The organism is Agrococcus baldri, from assembly GCA_900114805.1.
GTDB classification, from domain to species: Bacteria; Actinomycetota; Actinomycetes; order Actinomycetales; family Microbacteriaceae; genus Agrococcus; species Agrococcus baldri.
This window is the reverse complement of the sequence record FOZN01000003.1, coordinates 508,794-525,612: the sequence shown is the minus strand read 5'-3', so window position 1 is coordinate 525,612 and position 16,819 is coordinate 508,794. Positions and strand designations below refer to the sequence as shown.

Below are 16,819 nucleotides of genomic sequence, written 5' to 3'. Positions count from 1 at the left end.
ACGACGAAGGCCGGGGTCTCCCCCGGCCTTCGTCGTGCGTTGCGCTGGCTACGCGCCGACCTTGAATCGGGCGAAGCCGGTGACCGTGAGGCCGGCGGCCTCGAGCACCTTCGCGACCGACTGCTTGTTGTCGCGAGCGTAGTCCTGGTCGAGCAGCACCATCTGCTTGAAGAAGCCCGTCAGGCGCCCCTCGATGATCTTCGGCAGTGCGCCCTCGGGCTTGCCCTCGCCGCGAGCGATCTCGGTGACGAGCTCGCGCTCCTTCTCGACCTGCTCGGCCGGCACCTCGTCGCGGGTGACGTAGGCCGGGTCGAACATGGCGATGTGCTGCGCGACCGCGCGAGCGGTCTCTGCGTCGTCACCGGTGTAGGCGACGACCACGCCGACCTGCGGGGGCAGGTCCTTCGACGTGCGGTGCAGGTATACCGCCTGCGCGTCGCCCTCGAGACGGGCGACCTTGGTCAGCTCCATCTTCTCGCCGAGCGTGGCGGCCTGCTCCTCGATGATCGACTGGACGGTGCCCGACTCGGCCGGGGCCGCAAGCGCAGCCTCGAGGTCGGCTGCACCGGCAGCCGCGACAGCGGCCACGACGCGCTCGGAGAGCGTGATGAACTTCTCGTTCTTCGCGACGAAGTCCGTCTCGCAGCCCAGCGCGATCATGGTGACCGCACCGTTGCTCTCGGCGGTGGCGACGAGGCCCTCGCTGGTCGAGCGGTCGGCGCGCTTCGCGTTGCCCTTGGCACCCTTGAGGCGCAGGATCTCCGTCGCCTTCTCCACGTCACCGTTGGCCTCCTCGAGGGCGGCCTTGGTGTCGCTCATGCCGGTGCCGAGCTGCTCGCGCAGCATCTTGAGGTCGGCGATGCTGATGTTGGCCATGCAGCTGCTCCTTAGTTGGACTCGGACGCGGTGACGTCCTCGGTGGTCTCTGCGGGGGTCTCCTCAGCAGCGGCGACCTCGGCAGCGGGCTCCTCGGCGGTGGCAGCCTCAGCAGCCGGCTCCTCGGTCGGCGCGACCTCAGCGGTCGGGGCTGCCTCGGCGGCGGGGGCAGCCTCAGCGGCGGGAGCGGCGGCCTGCTGCTCGAGCAGCTCGCGCTCCCACTCGGCCATCGGCTCGGCGGCGGCGTCGCCACCGCCGTGACGCTGCATGAGGCCCTCGGCCGCGGCGTCGGCGACGATCTTCGTCAGCAGCGCGACGGAGCGGATCGCGTCGTCGTTGCCCGGGATCGGGTACTGGACGTCGTCCGGGTCGCAGTTCGTGTCGAGGATCGCGATGACCGGGATGCCCAGCTTCTTGGCCTCGTCGACGGCAAGGTGCTCCTTGTTCGTGTCGACGATCCAGACGGCCGACGGCGTGCGCTGGAGGTTGCGGATGCCGCCGAGCGACTTCTGCAGCTTGATGAGCTCGCGCTTCTTGAGCAGCAGCTCCTTCTTGGTGTAGATCGACGTGTCTTCGAAGTCGAGCTCCTCGAGCTCCTTCATGCGGCTGAGGCGCTTGGAGATCGTGTTGAAGTTCGTGAGCAGACCACCGAGCCAGCGCTGGTTGACGTAGGGCTGGCCCACGCGCGTCGCCTGCTCGGCGATCGACTCCTGCGCCTGCTTCTTGGTGCCGACGAAGAGCACGCTGCCGCCGTGGGCGACCGTCTCCTTGACGAAGTCGAAGGCCTGGTCGATGTAGGCGAGCGACTGCTGCAGGTCGATGATGTAGATGCCGGAGCGCTCCGTGAAGATGAAGCGCTTCATCTTGGGGTTCCAGCGTCGGGTCTGGTGCCCGAAGTGCACGCCGCTGTCGAGCAGCTGGCGAGTGGTGACGACGGCCATTGCCGCCTCCTTCGTGGTTTGCGGTTCTGTCGGCGCGGCCGGTGGCCGTGCCCCTGGCGCCCTGACCCGCCTCCGCCATCCGCACGAGCACGGGGCTCGAGCAGTCGGACCGATGGAGGTGGTGTCGCGATGGGCGCGCGAAGTCATCGCACAGGCGATGCCCTCCTATGCTACATGTCCCACGGGGCGCAGCGACGCCGCACTCTCCACCGGACCGAGCGCCGCCCGCACGCGCGGCGGCCGCGGCGGTGCACCATGCCCGCATGCGCATCCTCGTCGCCCTGCTGCTGCTCGGACTCGCCCCCTGGGCCTGGCCGGTCGAGCCCCACGAGGTGGTGCGGGCCTTCGACGCGCCCGCGACGCCCTACGGGCCTGGGCACCGCGGCATCGACATCGCCGCGTCGGCCGGTTCCACCGTGCTCGCCCCGCAGGACGGCGTCGTGCGCTTCGCCGGGCCGGTGGCCGGGCGCCCGGTGCTCTCGATCGAGCACGAGGGCGGTCTGGTGTCGAGCTTCGAGCCGGTCGAACCGCTGGTGGCAGCCGGCGACGCGGTCGAGCGGGGACAGCAGATCGGCGTGCTGCAGCCCGGGCATGCGGCCGGCGCGGCACGGCTGCACCTCGGCGCCCGGCTCCACGGGGAGTACGTGGACCCGCTCACGCTGCTGGGTGTCGAGCGCCCGGTGCTGCTGCCCATGGGCGCCCCGAAGCGCGGCGCGATGCAGCGGGGGGCGTCAGGCGCGCGGGTGCGCCGTGCGGTAGGCCTCGGCGAGCCGCTCGAGCGAGACGTGCGTGTAGATCTGCGTCGTCCCGAGGCTCGCATGGCCGAGCATCTCCTGCACCGCGCGCAGGTCGGCACCGCCGTCGAGCAGATGCGTCGCCGCCGTGTGGCGCAGCGTGTGCGGCCCGTGCGGGCCAGAGCCCGGCAGTGACTCCAGCAGCGTCGTGACGAGCTCGTGCACGCGGCGCTGACCGAGCCTGCCGCCGCGCGCGCCGAGGAAGAGGGCCGGATGCGGCTTCGACGCGTTCGCGAGCTGCGCCCGGCCGACGCGCATCCAGTCGAGCACCGCATCGAGCGCCGGCCGCCCGAACGGCACGACCCGCTCCTTCGATCCCTTGCCGACCACCCGCACCGTGAGGCGCTCGAGATCGACGTCGTCGATGTCAAGGCCGACGAGCTCGCTCACGCGGAGCGCGGAGGCGTAGAGCAGCTCGACCACGGCGAGGTCGCGGAGCGCGACGGCGTCCCCTTCGGCCGCCGCCTCCGAGAGCTCGGCGAGCACCCCATCCATCGCCTGTCGCGAGAGCACTCTCGGCAGGTGGCGATCGCGCTTCGGGGTGCGCAGCCTGCCGGCCGCGTCCGTGCCGCCGTTCGCGGCGATCCAGCGGCTCAGCCCGCGCGCCGCAGCGCTGCGGCGGGCGATCGTCGCCTTGCCGATCCCGGCCTCGGCGCTGGCGAAGAGCCAGTCGCGCAGCGTCTCGATCTCCAGCGCCGCGGCGTCATCGATGTCTGCCTGCTCGCAGTGCGCGGCGAGGCCGCGCAGATCGCCGCGGTAGCCGCGCACCGTGTTCGCCGAGTAGCCGCGCTCGCGCTCGAGGTGGTCGAGGTACCCGGCAATCGCCGCGTCGATGCGCATCCTCAGCTCGGCTTCCGGCTGAAGCGCTCCATCCGCTCGGCCGGCGAGAGCTGCTCGACCTGCGCGACCAGGTGGGCGGGCAGCGTCTCGCGCGACTCGTGCGGCAGGGCCGGCACGACGGAGTGCGCCACGGCATCAGGGTAGATCTCGATCAGGTTGAACGACTGCGTGTCGTCGATGCCGTGCATCGCCGGCGGCGGCCCGCCGAGGTCGTCGGCGTAGCTGGTGGCGCCGGCGAGCACCACGGGGATCTCCGTGAAGGTGCCTGAGCCGTTGATGTGCAGGTGGCCGGAGAGGATCGCCCGCACGTCGCCGGCGCCGAGCACCTCGGCGAGGCGCTGCTCGTCGCGGAACTCGAGCAGCCGCATCAGCCGGCTGCGGTACGGCAGCGGCGGGTGGTGCATGACGAGCACGGTGCCGAGCGCAGGGGGCTCGGCGAGCGCAGCGGCGAGCCACTCGGCCTGGCCCTCGTCGAAGCCGCCGTGGTGCCAGCCGGGCAGGCTGGTGTCGAGCGAGACGATGCGCAGCTCGCCCACCTCGTGCACGGTGTCGATCGGGTCGAGGGGGCTGCCGGGGAGGCCGAGCGCCGCGCGCATGTGCGAGCGCTCGTCGTGGTTGCCGACCGCCCACACGATCGGTGCGCCCAGCTCGGCCGCGACCGGCTCGAGGATCTCGCGCGCGAGCGCGTACGCCTCGGGCTCGCCGACGTCGGCGATGTCGCCGGAGACCACGATGGCGTCGGCATCGGGTGCCGCGACCCGCAGTCGCTCTGCCGTGGCACGCAGGTGCGCCTCGGTGTCGACCAGTTCGGCCAGCAGCGCTCCGCCCGCGAGCAGGTGGGTGTCGCTCAGATGCGCGATGACGCACGCGGGGGCGGGATGGATGCCGTAGCTCACGGGCACAGGCTAACGCCGCATGCGGAGCCCGGCGGGCAGCGCGCGCACTCAGGCGCGCACCCAGCCGCTCGCGCGCTCGGTGATGCGGCCGCCAAGCTCGAGCAGCGCCAGCGAGGCGGTGACCTCTCGCGGTGCCATGCCGGTGCGCACGGCCAGGTCGTCGACGCTCCGAGCAGCGCGTCGGCTCAGCGCGTCGAGCACGCGCACCTCGTCGCTGGTCAGCGCGTCGAGCTGCGCCGCCTCCTCCTCGGGGCCATCGAGCAGCTCGACGATGTGCTCCGGCCGCTCGATGAGCGTGGCGCCGTACTCGCGCAGCAGCCGGTGGCAGCCGGTGCTCGAGCCGGAGGTGATGGGCCCGGGCACGGCGCCCAGCGGCCTGCCGAGCGCTGCGGCATGACCGGCGGTGTTGATCGATCCCGAGCGCTGCCCCGCCTCGACCACGACGGTCGCGCTCGCGAGCGCCGCGATCAGCCGGTTGCGCGCCAGGAAGCGCCAGCGCGTGGGAGGCACTCCGCTGGGCGCCTCGGCGATGACGCATCCGGTGGCGGCGATGCGGCGCAGCAGCTCGTCGTTGCTCGCCGGGTAGAAGCGGTCGAGTCCGCCGGCGAGCACGGCGACGGTCGTGCCGCCGCTGGCCAGCGCCGACCGATGGGCCGTGCCGTCGATGCCGTACGCGCCGCCGGAGACGACCGCGAACCGCCGGCTGACGAGACCGGCGGCGAGCTGGCCGGTCACGAGCTCGCCGTAGCCCGAGGAGGCACGGGCGCCGACGAGCGCGACGGAGCGGCTGCATGCGTCGAGCGCCGCGGGATCTCCGCGCAGCCACAGCGCCGCGGGAGCGTGCGGCCCGAGATCGTCGATCCCTGACGGCCATTGCGCGTCGGCCGGGGTGAGCAGCCGCTGGTCGTGCGCGGCGCCCTGCGCGAAGGCGCCGAGGATGCGCTCCGCACCCAACCGCGGCTGCCAGCGCGCCAGCGCCGCCTGCATGCCGCTGACCGCACCGGGATCGCCGAGCTCGCGCGCCCAGCCGCTGAGGCTCTCGCCCTCGACCAGCAGCTGCAGCGCGCGCACATCGCCGAGCCGCTGCCGCACCATCCCGGCGACGCCGTCGCCCGGCTCCGGCAGCACCGTCCAGGCACCTGCCGCGAATCGCGCGATGGCGGCATCATCGTCCGGCGGCGCCGCATCAGCGGGCAGCGTGGCAGTCACGGCCTGGCGAAGCCGATCGAGGTCGATCCTGAAGGCCTTCATGCGGGTATTCCCTTCCTGAGCGCGAGCGCTCCCCCGACGTGGGTCGAGCTCGGCGCATCTGCGCCGTCGAGATCGGCGATCGTCCACGCGACCCGGACCGATCGGTCGAGGCCGCGCATGGTGATGGCTCCTCGCTCGAGCGCCTGCTCGAGGGGTGCGAGCACCGCGGGCGCGAGCGGCAGGTGGCGTCGCAGCCACGGACCCGGCACCTGGCCCATCGCGCTCCAGCCCGTCCCGTGCAGCCGCCGAGCGGCACGGGCGCGCGCCTCGGCGACGCGACCCGACGCATCCGCCGTCGTGCGTCTCGGTGCGCCGTCGAGGCCGGTCCCGTCGGCGCCGAGCGTGACCCGGTCGACGCGCACCCGCAGATCGATGCGGTCGAGCAGCGGCCCCGAGAGCCTGCCGAAGTAGCGGCGGCGCGCCATCGGGGCGCAGGTGCAGTCGCCGGTGCCCAGCAGCCCGCACGGGCACGGGTTGGCTGCCAGCAGCAGCTGGAACTGCGCGGGGAAGGTCGCGCTGACGGCGGCGCGGTCGAGCGTGATGGTGCCGGACTCGAGCGGCTGCCGCAGCATGTCGAGGACCGCCCGGGGGAACTCCGGCGCCTCGTCGAGGAACAGGATGCCGTGGGTGGCGCGGGCTGCGGCGCCCGGCCGGATGGTGCCGGAGCCGCCACCGACCAGCGCGACCGCCGTCGCCGAGTGGTGCGGATGCTCGAACGGCGGCAGCAGGTCGAGGCCGGACGAGGGCGCCTGCCCCGAGAGCGAGCGCACGGAGGCGACATCGAGCGCCTGCTGCTGCGTCAGGGGCGGCAGGATGCCCGGCAGGCGCATCGCGAGCATCGTCTTGCCCGCGCCGGGCGGCCCGACCATCAGCAGGTGATGGGCGCCGGCCGCGGCGATCTCCAGCGCGTCGACCGCCTCGCGGTTGCCGACCACGTCGGCCAGGTCGAGCTCGGACCGCGCGCGCTCCGGTGCGGGCGGGCCGGGCACGGGCTCGACGGGCTCGGGGTCGAGCTCGGCCCCGAGCAGCGCGGCGGCATGGGCGAGGCTGGCGGCGCCCAGCACCCGCAGCCCCTCGACGAGCGAGGCCTCGTCGACCGAGGCGGTCGGCACGACCAGGCGCCGTGCGCCCGCCTCGGCGGCTGCGCGGGCGAGCGGCAGCGTGCCCGCGACCGGCCGCAGCCGGCCGTCGAGCCCGAGCTCGCCCAGCAGCGCCGTCTGGCCGTCGTCGGGCGGCACCACACCGCCCGCGCGCAGCACCGCGATCGCCATCGCGAGATCGAAGTGCGTGCCGGCCTTCGGCAGCGATGCCGGCGTCAGGTTGATCACCACCCGTCCGCTCGGCGCCGTCAGCCCCATGCGCGCGATCGCGCTCCAGGTGCGGTGGCGCGCCTGCTGCACGGCTGGCCCCGGCAGCCCCACGATGTGGACGACCGGCAGGCCAGCCGAGGCGTGCACCTCGATCTGCACGCCGACGCCCTGCATGCCGCGCAGCACGACGCAGTCCGCGCGCCCGAAGCCGCTCACGAGATGCCTCGCAGATGCTCCACGCGCCATGTGCCCTCGCGCGGCGCGATGATGCCCACCGCGTCCATCCGCACCGGTCCGCGCTGCCCGGTCGCCTCGAGCCACAGCCACGCGAGCATGCGCAGCCGCCGCACCTTGGTCGGCGTGATGGCCTCGAAGGGGTGCCCGTAGGCGAGCCCCCTGCGCGTCTTCACCTCGACGAAGACGAACGTCTGCCCGTCGACGGCGACGATGTCGAGCTCGCCGTGCGCGCAGCGCCACCGGCGGTCGACGATGCGCATGCCCGCCCGCTCGAGGTGCACGGTCGCGGCCGCCTCGCCGTCAAGCCCCAGCTGATCCTTCGCTCGCATGGGGGCAGAGAAGCGGATGCGCGCGGTGACGCGTGCGCGCAGATCGCGCGCCTGTGGACAAGACGGCCGCAGCCGCCTCGATCACTCCTCGATCGCGAGGTCCTTCGGCAGCTCCAGATCGCGCGAGGCGAGCTCCTCCACGTTGACGTCCTTGAAGGTGAGGATGCGCGCCGACTTGATGAAGCGGTCGGAGCGGTAGATGTCCCACACCCACACGTCCGTCAGCTCGAGCTCGAAGTAGAAGTCGGTGCCGGCGTCGTGGCGGGTGACCTTCACGTCGTTGGCGAGGTAGAAGCGCCGCTCGGTCTCGACGACGTGCTTGAACATGCCGACGACGTCTCGGTACTCCTTGAAGAGGGCCAGCTCGACCTCGCGGTCGTAGTCCTCGATGTCCTCAGGTTCCACGCCGCCATCCTATGGCCGGGTGACCAGGCTGAAGATTGCGACAAGAGATGCCCCTGGCGATCGTGCTCGTAGCGCAAAGCGCGTAGATTCGGTTCCGGTACATTTGCCGACCGAACGGAGCGCCGTTGCGCAGGATCCTGGCCGTCGTGGCGCTCGCCGCAGCGATCGCGCTCGGCACCGGCACGCTCCCGGCGTCTCCTGCGAGCGCGACCGGCACTCCCGAGGACGGCGGCCTGATGGTGGTGCTCGATGCCTCGGGCTCGATGGCAGAGATCACACCCGACGGCACCACTCGCATCGCCGCCGCGCGCGGCGCCCTCGACGCGGTGATGGCCAACCTGCCCGCGCAGCACCGCGTCGGCCTGCGCGTGTTCGGCGCGACCCCGAACCCCGGCGCGGACTCCTGCACCGACTCGCAGCTGCTGGTGCCGATCGGCACGGACAACCGCGACGAGCTGCGTGCGGCGGTGGGCCGCTACGAGCCCGCCGGCGACACACCCATCGGCTACGCGCTGCAGCAGGCCGGCGCTGATCTCGGGCAGCAGGGCTTCCGCGGCATCCTGCTGGTCTCCGACGGCATCGCCACGTGCGAGCCCGACCCCTGCCAGATCGCGGCCGAGCTGACCGCCCAGGACATCGGCATGCGCATCGACGTCATCGGATTCGACGTCGATGCGCAGGCGAGGCAGCAGCTGCAGTGCGTCGCCGACCGCGGCCGGGGCGACTACCTCGACGTCTCCGAGGCCGACAGCCTGCAGCACGCCCTCGAGCGCCTCTCGACCCGCGCCTTCCGGCCCTTCGGCGTGGTGGGCGAGAGCGCCGGCGGCACCGTCGAGGCGGCCGACGCGCCCGAGCTGGTCGCCGGCACCCAGTACGCCGACGAGCTCGGCGGCGACCGACCGGCGCTGCACTACCTGCTGCACCGCGAGCAGCCCGGCTCGATCCTGCACGTCGGCATCACCGGCCGGCTCCCGCACCAGGGCACGCTCTCAATCGACGGCAGCCTCACCACCGCCGACGGCACCGCGTGCGATGCGACCACCGTCGCCGCGCTCGGCGAGGATCGGTACTCGATCTTCACCGGCAGGCTCAGTGCCGCCGAGGGCAGCCCGTCCCACGCCTGCGCGACGGCCGAGACGCTGCTGCTCTCCCTCGAGGCCGCCGCCCCGCCCGACGCGCCGGTGCCCTTCGAGCTGCGCATCCGCGAGGAGCCGTGGCCGAGCAACGCATCGACGCTGCCGGCGCCCACCGACGCCGAGCGCGGCTGGACGCTGGGCATCGCCGCAGACGGCGCCACCGGCAGCCTCGTCGGCGGCGCGAGCCTCAACGACGCACCGCTCACGCAGCCGGGCTCCTACACGATCGAGATGCTGCCGAACGAGTTCCAGTTCTTCCGCGTCGCCGCGGACTGGGGCCAGCAGGTGCGCGTCCACGCCAACCTCTCGCCCGACCTGCCGGCGCCGGCCGACGCATGGGGCATCCTGCAGGTGCTCGATCCGGTCGGCGCCGACGTCGGCGCCCTGCTGGCCACCGACGCCGACGGCACCCGCTGGGCGCAGCCGCTGCCCGAGCCCGGCTCCGCCGTCGCGGTCACCACCGCCCCGGTGCGCTGGGACGGCGACCCCGGCATGCTCAAGCGCCCGGTGATGGCGGGCGAGCACTACGTCGCCATGGGCTTCGGTGCCGCCGAGGGCACGCCGCCGATGCCCATCATCGTCACCATCGAGGTGATCGGCGAGGCGGCCGCGGCGCCCGACTTCAGCGGCACGCCGGACACCGCGCCGGCTGTGGCCGAGGAGGCGCCCGCCGCAACGCTCGATGACGGCTCGCTGCGCGTGCTCATCACCTTCGCGGTCGGTGGCCTGATCGCGATCGGCGTGATCGTGCTGCTGGTCTGGCTGTGGCGGCGCGCCACCCGCCGCTACGTCTGAACGGTCTCGCGCAGCCACGTGCGCCGGTGCAGCGCGCTCGGGCCGAGCTCGACGATCGCCGCCATGTGGGCGGCCGAGCCGTAGCCCTTGTTGGACGCCCAGCCGTAGCCCGGGTGCACGGTGTCGGCCCCGACCATCCGCTCGTCCCTGTCGACCTTCGCCACCAGCGCCGCGCCGGAGACGGAGGCGCAGTCGCGGTCAGCCTTCGCACGCAGGGTCGTGCGGAGGGGTGCGCGCAGCGCCGGCGCCAGCCAGTCGTGGGTGCCGTCGAGCAGGATGGCCGCCGCGGGCACGTCGATGCCGATGGCGTGCAGCGCGACGAGCGCCCGCCTGCCGGCCAGGCCCAGCGCGACCTGGATGCCGAGCCGGTCGATCTCGTCGTTCGAGGCGTGGCCGACGGCGCTCACGCCCCATTCGCGCACGAGGGGGGCGGTGGATGCGCGGCGCAGCGGCGTCATCGTCTTCGAGTCGCGCAGGTGCTCGGGCCATGCGCCGCAGTCGGCGGCCAGCGCGAGGGCGCCGACGCTGACGGGACCGGCCAGTGCGCCCCGGCCGACCTCATCCATGCCGATGACGAGGGACGCATCCGCCCACAGTGCCTGCTCGTGCTCGAGCGTCGGCGTGGCCGGCATCAGTGCGCCACCGCCTGCGGGAGCACCACCTCGGTCGCCGCGCCCTGCGACTCGACGCCGACGAAGGTCTGCTGGTAGCTGTCGAGCCAGGTCCAGCGCTCGACGGGCCAGGAGATGAGGATGGCGCGGCCGACCACCGACTGCATCGGCACGAAGCCGCCGCCTGGCGCGTCCATGTGCGCGCGCGAGTCGCCGGAGTGGTTGCGGTTGTCGCCCATCATCCACAGGTGGCCCGCTGGCACCGTCACCTCGAAGGCCATCGAGCTGGCCGCCTGGCCCGCCTGGTCGAGGTGCAGGTACGGCTCGTCGATGGGCACGCCGTTGACGAGCAGCTGCCCGAAGTCGTTGCAGCACTCGACGGTGTCGCCGGGCAGGCCGATGACGCGCTTGATGAGGTAGCCGTGGTCGTCCTCAGGCGCGAGGCCCACGAAGGTCAGGAACCAGTCCACGGCGCCGAGAAGGCCGGTCTCGGGCTCGTGCTGCGGCTCGGGCAGCCAGCCGCCCGGATCCTCGAAGACGACCACGTCGCCGTGCTCGACCGGGATCACCGTGGGGCTCAGCAGGCTGACGATGATGCGGTCGTCGACCTGCAGCGTCTCGTTCATCGACTCGGACGGGATCCAGAACGGCCGGATGAGGAAGGTCTTGACCAGGAACGAGATCAGCAGTGCGATCAGGAAGATCACGACGATGTCGCGCAGGAACAGCAGCACGCCGCGGCCGCGGGATCTGCCGTCTCTCCGGCCGCCCTCACCCGTCTCGACCGTGTCCGTCATCCCCGCCCTTTCGCCGTGCCAAGTCTAGGTGCGTCGAGCCGCCCGAACCGGCATCGCCGACGTCGTGCCGCATCACGATTCGGCGACGAACGCGCGCGACGCAGAACGGGGCCGGCGAGTGCCGGCCCCGTTGTGGGTGATGCTCAGTTGTCGCGCTTCTCGCGGATCTTGGCCGCCTTGCCGCGCAGACCGCGGAGGTAGTAGAGCTTCGCGCGGCGGACGTCGCCGCGGCTGACGAGCTCGATCTGGTCGATGACCGGCGAGTGCACCGGGAAGGTGCGCTCGACGCCGACCTGGAACGAGACCTTGCGGACCGTGAAGGTCTCGCGCACGCCGTGGCCCGAGCGGCCGATGACGACGCCCTGGAAGATCTGGACGCGCGAGCGCGCGCCCTCGATGATGTTGACGTGCACCTTGACGGTGTCGCCGGCGCGGAAGTCGGGGATGTCGGTCTTCAGGCTGGCTGCGTCGACCTTGTCGAGGATGTGCATTGCGGTGTCGCTCTCTGCGCCCGCCACAGGTCGGTCGCTCTCGAAGAAAGTGGGATGCGGTGCCCTGCGTCTCCCCCGTGGCAGAGGCCGCCGTCACCGGCGGGACCGCGTGGGGCACCAGCGATCCATCTTGCCATACCTCGGGGCCTCGCACCAACGCATCCGTCGGCGCGGCTGTGCCGGATGGACGGGCTCAGCGCTGCTCGTCGTCCTCGACGCTGATGACCCGGCCCGACTGCGGCCCGTCGAGCGGTGAGAAGCTGGCGTCCGCATGACGTGCCCGCTGCTCCAGCAGCGGCGCCTGCAGGTCGCCGACGGCCTTCTCGACGCGCCGGCGCGTCTCGCGGCCGAGCTCGACAACCTGCAGCCAGAACAGCACCACGCCGCCGATGAGCGTGACCATCACACCGATGGCGGTGAACGACTGCGAGGCGGTGAGCGCGCCGTCGCCGAACCAGGCGGTGAGGGCGCTGCCGGTGCGGCCGCCGGCGGTGTCGACGACGGTGAAGCCCATGAGCGCGATGACCAGCAGCCACGGGCCGATCAGCCGCAGGTCGCGCCAGGTGACGGCGCGGGGCCGCCGCACCTCCTTGCGGGCGACGGTGATGCCGACGACCGCGCCGATCACGAGCGCGAGGCCCGGCCCGAGGAACGCCTGCAGCAGCAGCGCCTCGCCCAGTGGGGCGCCGGTGAGCGCGCGGCCGAACATGATCCACGCGGGCAGCACGATGATCGCGCCGATCATCGCCCAGAAGAATGCGCGCAGCGCCCAGTGCCGGGCTGCCGGCGGCCGCGTGCCTGTGCTGGTCGTCATGCCTCGAGGCTAGCGAGCGCGCCTCGGTGTCGCCGAGGTGTTCGCTCAGGGCTAGCAGACACCGTGCTGGCGGCCGGTGCCCGGCTCGGGCTCGGCCGCCGCCGGCAGCAGGTCGGGCCGCACGCGCCGGGTGCGCTCGAGCGACTGCTCATGCCGCCAGGCGGCGATCGCGGCGTGGTTGCCGCTGCGCAGCACCTCCGGCACCTCGCGCCCGCGCCACACCTGCGGCTTCGTGTAGGAGGGATGCTCGAGCAGGCCGGCCTCGTGGCTCTCCTCGACCAGGCTCTCAGGGTTGCCGACCACGCCGGGCACGAGCCGGCCGATGGCCTCGATCATGGCCATGGCAGCCACCTCGCCGCCGTTGAGCACGTAGTCGCCCAGGCTCACCTCGAGCACGCGGGCGCGGGTCGCTGCGTCGTCGGCGACCCGGGCGTCGATGCCCTCATAGCGGCCGCAGGCGAAGACGATGTGCGACTCGCTCGCGAGCTCGCGCGCCAGCGCCTGGGTGAACGGCACGCCCGCGGGCGTCGGGAAGACGACCAGCGCATCCGCCCGCTCGCCCTCGGCTGCCGGCGCCTGGCCGAGCAGCGCATCGAGCGCCTCGCCCCAGGGCTCGGGCTTCATGACCATGCCGGCGCCGCCGCCGTAGGGGGTGTCGTCGACGGTGCGGTGGCGGTCGTGGGTCCACTCGCGCAGGTCGTGCACGCCGAGCTCGAGCAGCCGCTCGCGCCGGGCCTTGCCGAGCAGCGAGACGTCGAGCACCCCGAAGAACTCGGGGAAGATCGTGACGATGTCGATCCGCATGGCCTAGGCCGGGTCGGTGGTGCCGGATGCCTCGGGCTCGGCGGATGCGTCGGGCTCGGCCGCAGGGGCGCGCTCGGCCTCGGACGCGGGTGCGTCCGTCGCCGGCGCCGCCTCGTCGTCCTGCTCGAGCTCCTCGAACAGCCCCGCGGGCGGGGTGACCGTGATGCGGCCGGCGCGCAGGTCGACCTCCGGCACGATCGCCTTCACGAACGGCACCATCACCTCGCGGCCGTCCGTCTCGACGATCAGCATGTCCTGCGCGGGCAGCATGTCGACGCGCACGACGCGGCCGATGCGGGCGCCGTCGCGCCAGACGTCGAGGCCGGCGAGCTGGTGCACGTACCAGGCGTCTGGCTCGGTGGAGAGCTCGGTGGCGTCCTGCTCGATCCAGAGCACCGCCTTCACGAGGCTCTCGGCCTCGGTGCGGTCGGTGACGCCGGCGAAGAAGCCGACGGGGCTGCCGTTGTAGACGCGCAGCTCGAGCAGCTCGAGCGACTTGCCGTGCCACTTCGACGACGTGGGCACCTGCAGCGCGAAGCGAGCACCCGGGACGAAGCGTCGACCGGGGTCGTCGGTGTAGAGCTCGATCTTGATCGCGCCCTTGAGGCCGTGGGCCCTCGTGAGCCGTCCGACGCGCAGCTGCGTGCGCGCGGGCACGGCCGGCCTAGCGATCGGTGTCCACCACGTCGACGCGGACGCGGCGTCCTCCGGGGAGCGCACCGATCACGGTGCGCAGGGCGCCGGCGGTGCGACCGCCGCGCCCGATGACGCGACCGAGGTCCTCGGGGTGCACGCGCACCTCGAGGACCTCGCCGCGCTGCGTGTCGCGCGTGCCCACGCGCACGTCGTCGGGGCGATCGACGATCCCCTTGACGAGGTGCTCGAGCGCATCGCGCAGCATGCTCAGTCCTCGGTCTTCTCGGCCGACTCGGCCTCAGCCGACTCGGTCTCGGCCGCGGGTGCCTCGGCGGCGTCGGTCGACGCGGCCTCGGTCGGTGCCTCGGCGGGCTTCTCGGCCTTGGGCTTGAGGACGGCCTTCTTCGACTCATCGGCGACGAACGCCTTCTTGCCCTCGGGTGCCTTGACCTGGTTCTCGGTCGAACCCTCGCCCGTGTGCTTGCCCCAGTCGCCCGTGAGCTTGAGCAGCGCCGCGACCTGCTCGGTCGGCTGCGCGCCGACGCCGAGCCAGTAGAGGGCGCGCTCGCTGTCGATCTTGATCAGCGACGGGTTCTCGGTCGGGTGGTACTGACCGATCTCCTCGATGACGCGGCCATCGCGCTTGGTGCGCGAGTCGGCCACGACGACGCGGTAGAAGGGCGCACGGATCTTGCCGAAGCGCTTCAGACGGATCTTGACTGCCACAGTTCTCCTGCTTTGTGTAATGGAAAGTTGCACCGCGGCCTGCGCATGTGGGGATGCGCGACCCGCAAAGCTCGGTGAGCATCGCGCGCCGGATAGAGGGTCGGGCGCGTGCTCGACCCCCCATTCTGGCACATCCGGAGGCGACGCGCGCGCCGCGGGGCGACACGGCTTACTCTTCTGCCATGAAGTTCGCAGCCTCCCCGCGCTCGTCGCTCGGCGTCGAGTGGGAGCTCGCCGTCGTCGACCCCAGGACGGGCGCCATCGTGCCCCGCGCGCGCGAGCTGCTCGAGGCGATCGACGACAAGCGCTTCGACAAGGAGTTCCTGACCGGCATGATCGAGCTGATCACCGGTGTGCACGCGACGACCGACGCGGCGATCGACGAGCTCCGGGGGATGCGCGACAAGGCCTGCGGGGCCGCGGACCGTCTGGGCCTGGCGCTGCTGGGCACGGGCACGCACCCGACCAGCAAGTGGCGCGAGCAGTCGCAGGGCGACGACCCTCGCTACGAGCGCGTCGTGCGGAAGGCCGGCGAGTGGGGCCGCCGGCTGGTCATCTTCGGCGTGCACAACCACGTCGGCGTCGAGGATCGCGACAAGGTGATCCCGCTGATGCGCACGGTGCTCGACCAGCTGCCGCTCATCCTCGCGCTCTCGGCGTCGAGCCCCTACTGGCAGGGCCTCGACACCGGCTTCGCCTCGCACCGCACGATGCTCTTCCAGCAGCTGCCGACGGGGGGTCTGCCGCCGATGCTCGTCGACTGGGGCGAGTACGAGCGCACCCTCGGCGACATGCTGCGCGCGGGCGTGATCGACGACATCGGCGAGGTGCGCTGGGACGTGCGCCCCTCCCCCGCGCTCGGCACTGTCGAGGTGCGGGTGGCCGACGGCGCGCCCTCCATCGACGACCTCGCGGCCGTGACGGCACTCATCCACTGCCTGATGGAGGAGGCCTCGCGCGCGCTCGACGCGGGCGAGCCGCAGCGCCACCTGCCCTCGTGGCTCGTGCGCGAGAACAAGTGGCGCGCGGCCCGCGACGGGATGGATGCGACCGTCATCGTCGACGAGGAGGGCACGCTGCAGGCGGTGCGCGATGCGCTCGGCGAGGCGATCGAGCGCCTCGCGCCGGTGGCCGAGGAGCTCGGCTCCGCGAACTCGCTCGCCGCTGCCGCTCGGGTGCTGGAGCGCGGCGGCTCGGCCGCGCAGCAGCGGGCCGCCTACGGTCGCGGGGGCCACGACGCGGTGCTCGCCGAGATGCTCGAGGCGATGCGCTCCTAGTCGCCGTTCTTCCGGTCCCGCCAGTCGAGGAAGGCCTGCACGCGGTCGAGCGCGTAGCCGTCCGGGGTGTCGTCGCCCGAGAGCGGGATGGTCAGCAGCCTGGTGCCCGCCGCGTGCAGCGCGTCGAGGCGCTCGAAGCCGACGCCGCCGACGCCGTCGCGCACGCTCGCGCCGTTCGAGATCTCGATCTCGGCGATGTCGCGGCCGCGCGCCTCGCAGGCCGCGCGCAGCACGTCGAGCTTGTGCGGCAGATCGTCCGGTCCGACGAAGGAGTGCCAGATGTCGGCGTGCTCGGCGACCATCGGCAGCGTCTTCTGCTCGCCCTTGCCGCCGATCAGGATGGGCATCGGACCCATCGGCGGCGGGTTCAGCCGCGCCCAGCGCGCCCGGATGCGCGGCAGCGACTCCCCCAGCGAGCGCAGCCGTGAGCCGACCGTGCCGAAGTCGTACCCGTACTCCTCGTAGTCGCGCTCGAACCATCCGCCGCCGATGCCGAAGATGAAGCGGCCGCCGGAGATGTGGTCGATGGTGCGGGTGATGTCTGCCAGCAGATCCGGGTTGCGGTACGAGTTGCAGAACACCAGCGCCCCGAGCTGGATGCGCTCGGTCGCGGCGGCCCATGCCGCCAGCTGCGCGGTCGCCTCGAAGTGCACGCCGTCGGGGTCGCCGGAGAGCGGGAAGAAGTGATCCCAGCCGAAGACGACGTCCGCCCCCATCTCCTCCAAGCGCCTCGCCGCATCGATGGTGGCCTGCATGCTCGTGTGCTGCGGCGCGAGCTGCACGCCGATCCTGGTGGGTCGCTCGATCATGCTCCGAGCCTATGCGGGTCGACGCTGGGCGCCCACCGTTCTAC

Annotated in this window: 19 protein-coding genes and 1 pseudogene; 3 read left to right on the top strand and 17 right to left on the bottom strand. The window is 72.7% G+C overall.

What is annotated here, in order from left to right:
- Nucleotides 1–48: 48 nt before the first annotated feature.
- Both tsf and rpsB read right to left on the bottom strand, forming a co-directional pair.
- A complete protein-coding gene (gene tsf / locus BM288_RS10845) occupies nucleotides 49–876 on the bottom strand; it encodes a translation elongation factor Ts (protein WP_092918716.1) in 828 nt (275 codons plus the stop codon).
- An 11-nt stretch (nucleotides 877–887) separates the two neighbouring features.
- Entirely contained in the window at nucleotides 888–1,817 is a 930-nt protein-coding gene (gene rpsB, locus BM288_RS10840) for a 30S ribosomal protein S2 (protein ID WP_092918714.1), read from the bottom strand.
- A 167-nt stretch (nucleotides 1,818–1,984) separates the two neighbouring features.
- On the opposite strand from rpsB, the pseudogene BM288_RS10835 reads away from it, so the two are divergent.
- Nucleotides 1,985–2,458: pseudogene (locus tag BM288_RS10835) on the top strand (murein hydrolase activator EnvC family protein); the annotation flags it as partial.
- A 90-nt stretch (nucleotides 2,459–2,548) separates the two neighbouring features.
- Here BM288_RS10835 and BM288_RS10830 read toward each other — a convergent pair.
- The 6 genes from BM288_RS10830 to BM288_RS10805 all read right to left on the bottom strand — a co-directional run bounded on the left by BM288_RS10830 (nucleotide 2,549) and on the right by BM288_RS10805 (nucleotide 7,879).
- Entirely contained in the window at nucleotides 2,549–3,451 is a 903-nt protein-coding gene (locus BM288_RS10830; protein ID WP_092918712.1) for a tyrosine recombinase XerC, read from the bottom strand.
- 2 nt (nucleotides 3,452–3,453) lie between these two features.
- Complete coding sequence (locus tag BM288_RS10825; protein WP_177220363.1) at nucleotides 3,454–4,347, bottom strand: metallophosphoesterase; 894 nt, start codon at nucleotides 4,345–4,347, stop codon at nucleotides 3,454–3,456.
- Nucleotides 4,348–4,395: 48 nt separating this feature from the next.
- Nucleotides 4,396–5,598: a DNA-processing protein DprA gene (dprA, locus tag BM288_RS10820; RefSeq protein WP_092918708.1), complete on the bottom strand. Its 1,203-nt coding sequence runs from the start codon at nucleotides 5,596–5,598 to the stop codon at nucleotides 4,396–4,398.
- Complete coding sequence (locus BM288_RS10815) at nucleotides 5,595–7,082, bottom strand: YifB family Mg chelatase-like AAA ATPase (protein WP_318255523.1); 1,488 nt, start codon at nucleotides 7,080–7,082, stop codon at nucleotides 5,595–5,597. The genes dprA and BM288_RS10815 overlap by 4 nt, the downstream gene beginning before the upstream one ends.
- Before the next feature lie 38 nt (nucleotides 7,083–7,120).
- Nucleotides 7,121–7,474, bottom strand: coding sequence for a YraN family protein (locus BM288_RS10810; RefSeq protein ID WP_092918704.1), 354 nt, complete (start codon nucleotides 7,472–7,474; stop codon nucleotides 7,121–7,123).
- Nucleotides 7,475–7,555: 81 nt separating this feature from the next.
- Nucleotides 7,556–7,879, bottom strand: coding sequence for a DUF2469 domain-containing protein (locus BM288_RS10805; protein ID WP_021011424.1), 324 nt, complete (start codon nucleotides 7,877–7,879; stop codon nucleotides 7,556–7,558).
- Nucleotides 7,880–8,004: 125 nt separating this feature from the next.
- Between BM288_RS10805 and BM288_RS10800 the strand changes: the two genes are divergently transcribed.
- Nucleotides 8,005–9,810: a vWA domain-containing protein gene (locus tag BM288_RS10800; protein ID WP_143103092.1), complete on the top strand. Its 1,806-nt coding sequence runs from the start codon at nucleotides 8,005–8,007 to the stop codon at nucleotides 9,808–9,810.
- On the opposite strand, the gene BM288_RS10795 is transcribed toward BM288_RS10800, so the two are convergent.
- The 8 genes from BM288_RS10795 to rpsP form a co-directional block, all read right to left on the bottom strand.
- Nucleotides 9,801–10,442 (bottom strand): ribonuclease HII, encoded by a 642-nt coding sequence (locus BM288_RS10795; RefSeq protein ID WP_092918700.1) that lies wholly within the window; start codon nucleotides 10,440–10,442, stop codon nucleotides 9,801–9,803. The two genes, BM288_RS10800 and BM288_RS10795, sit on opposite strands and share 10 nt — an antisense overlap.
- A complete protein-coding gene (gene lepB / locus BM288_RS10790) occupies nucleotides 10,442–11,218 on the bottom strand; it encodes a signal peptidase I (RefSeq protein ID WP_092918698.1) in 777 nt (258 codons plus the stop codon). Before lepB ends, BM288_RS10795 begins: the two co-directional genes overlap by 1 nt.
- A gap of 143 nt (nucleotides 11,219–11,361) precedes the next feature.
- Complete coding sequence (rplS, locus tag BM288_RS10785; protein WP_092918696.1) at nucleotides 11,362–11,709, bottom strand: 50S ribosomal protein L19; 348 nt, start codon at nucleotides 11,707–11,709, stop codon at nucleotides 11,362–11,364.
- 193 nt (nucleotides 11,710–11,902) lie between these two features.
- A complete protein-coding gene (locus BM288_RS10780) occupies nucleotides 11,903–12,523 on the bottom strand; it encodes a hypothetical protein (RefSeq protein ID WP_092918694.1) in 621 nt (206 codons plus the stop codon).
- Between the two features lie 51 nt (nucleotides 12,524–12,574).
- On the bottom strand, nucleotides 12,575–13,327 hold the full coding sequence (gene trmD / locus BM288_RS10775) for a tRNA (guanosine(37)-N1)-methyltransferase TrmD (RefSeq protein ID WP_092918692.1): 753 nt from the start codon (nucleotides 13,325–13,327) through the stop codon (nucleotides 12,575–12,577).
- Nucleotides 13,328–13,330: 3 nt separating this feature from the next.
- Entirely contained in the window at nucleotides 13,331–13,984 is a 654-nt protein-coding gene (rimM, locus tag BM288_RS10770; RefSeq protein WP_318255496.1) for a ribosome maturation factor RimM, read from the bottom strand.
- Between the two features lie 7 nt (nucleotides 13,985–13,991).
- The gene (locus BM288_RS10765; RefSeq protein WP_092918690.1) at nucleotides 13,992–14,228 is read right to left on the bottom strand and encodes an RNA-binding protein; all 237 of its coding nucleotides are present in this window, start codon (nucleotides 14,226–14,228) and stop codon (nucleotides 13,992–13,994) included.
- Nucleotides 14,229–14,230: 2 nt separating this feature from the next.
- A complete protein-coding gene (gene rpsP, locus BM288_RS10760) occupies nucleotides 14,231–14,689 on the bottom strand; it encodes a 30S ribosomal protein S16 (RefSeq protein WP_092918688.1) in 459 nt (152 codons plus the stop codon).
- A gap of 182 nt (nucleotides 14,690–14,871) precedes the next feature.
- Here rpsP and BM288_RS10755 point away from each other — a divergent pair, with 182 nt between their 5' ends.
- Complete coding sequence (locus tag BM288_RS10755; protein ID WP_177220362.1) at nucleotides 14,872–15,966, top strand: glutamate--cysteine ligase 2; 1,095 nt, start codon at nucleotides 14,872–14,874, stop codon at nucleotides 15,964–15,966.
- Here BM288_RS10755 and BM288_RS10750 read toward each other — a convergent pair.
- Nucleotides 15,963–16,775 carry an LLM class F420-dependent oxidoreductase gene (locus BM288_RS10750; RefSeq protein WP_092918684.1) on the bottom strand — a complete coding sequence of 271 codons (813 nt, stop codon included), beginning with the start codon at nucleotides 16,773–16,775 and terminating at the stop codon, nucleotides 15,963–15,965. The two genes, BM288_RS10755 and BM288_RS10750, sit on opposite strands and share 4 nt — an antisense overlap.
- Nucleotides 16,776–16,819 lie beyond the last annotated feature (44 nt).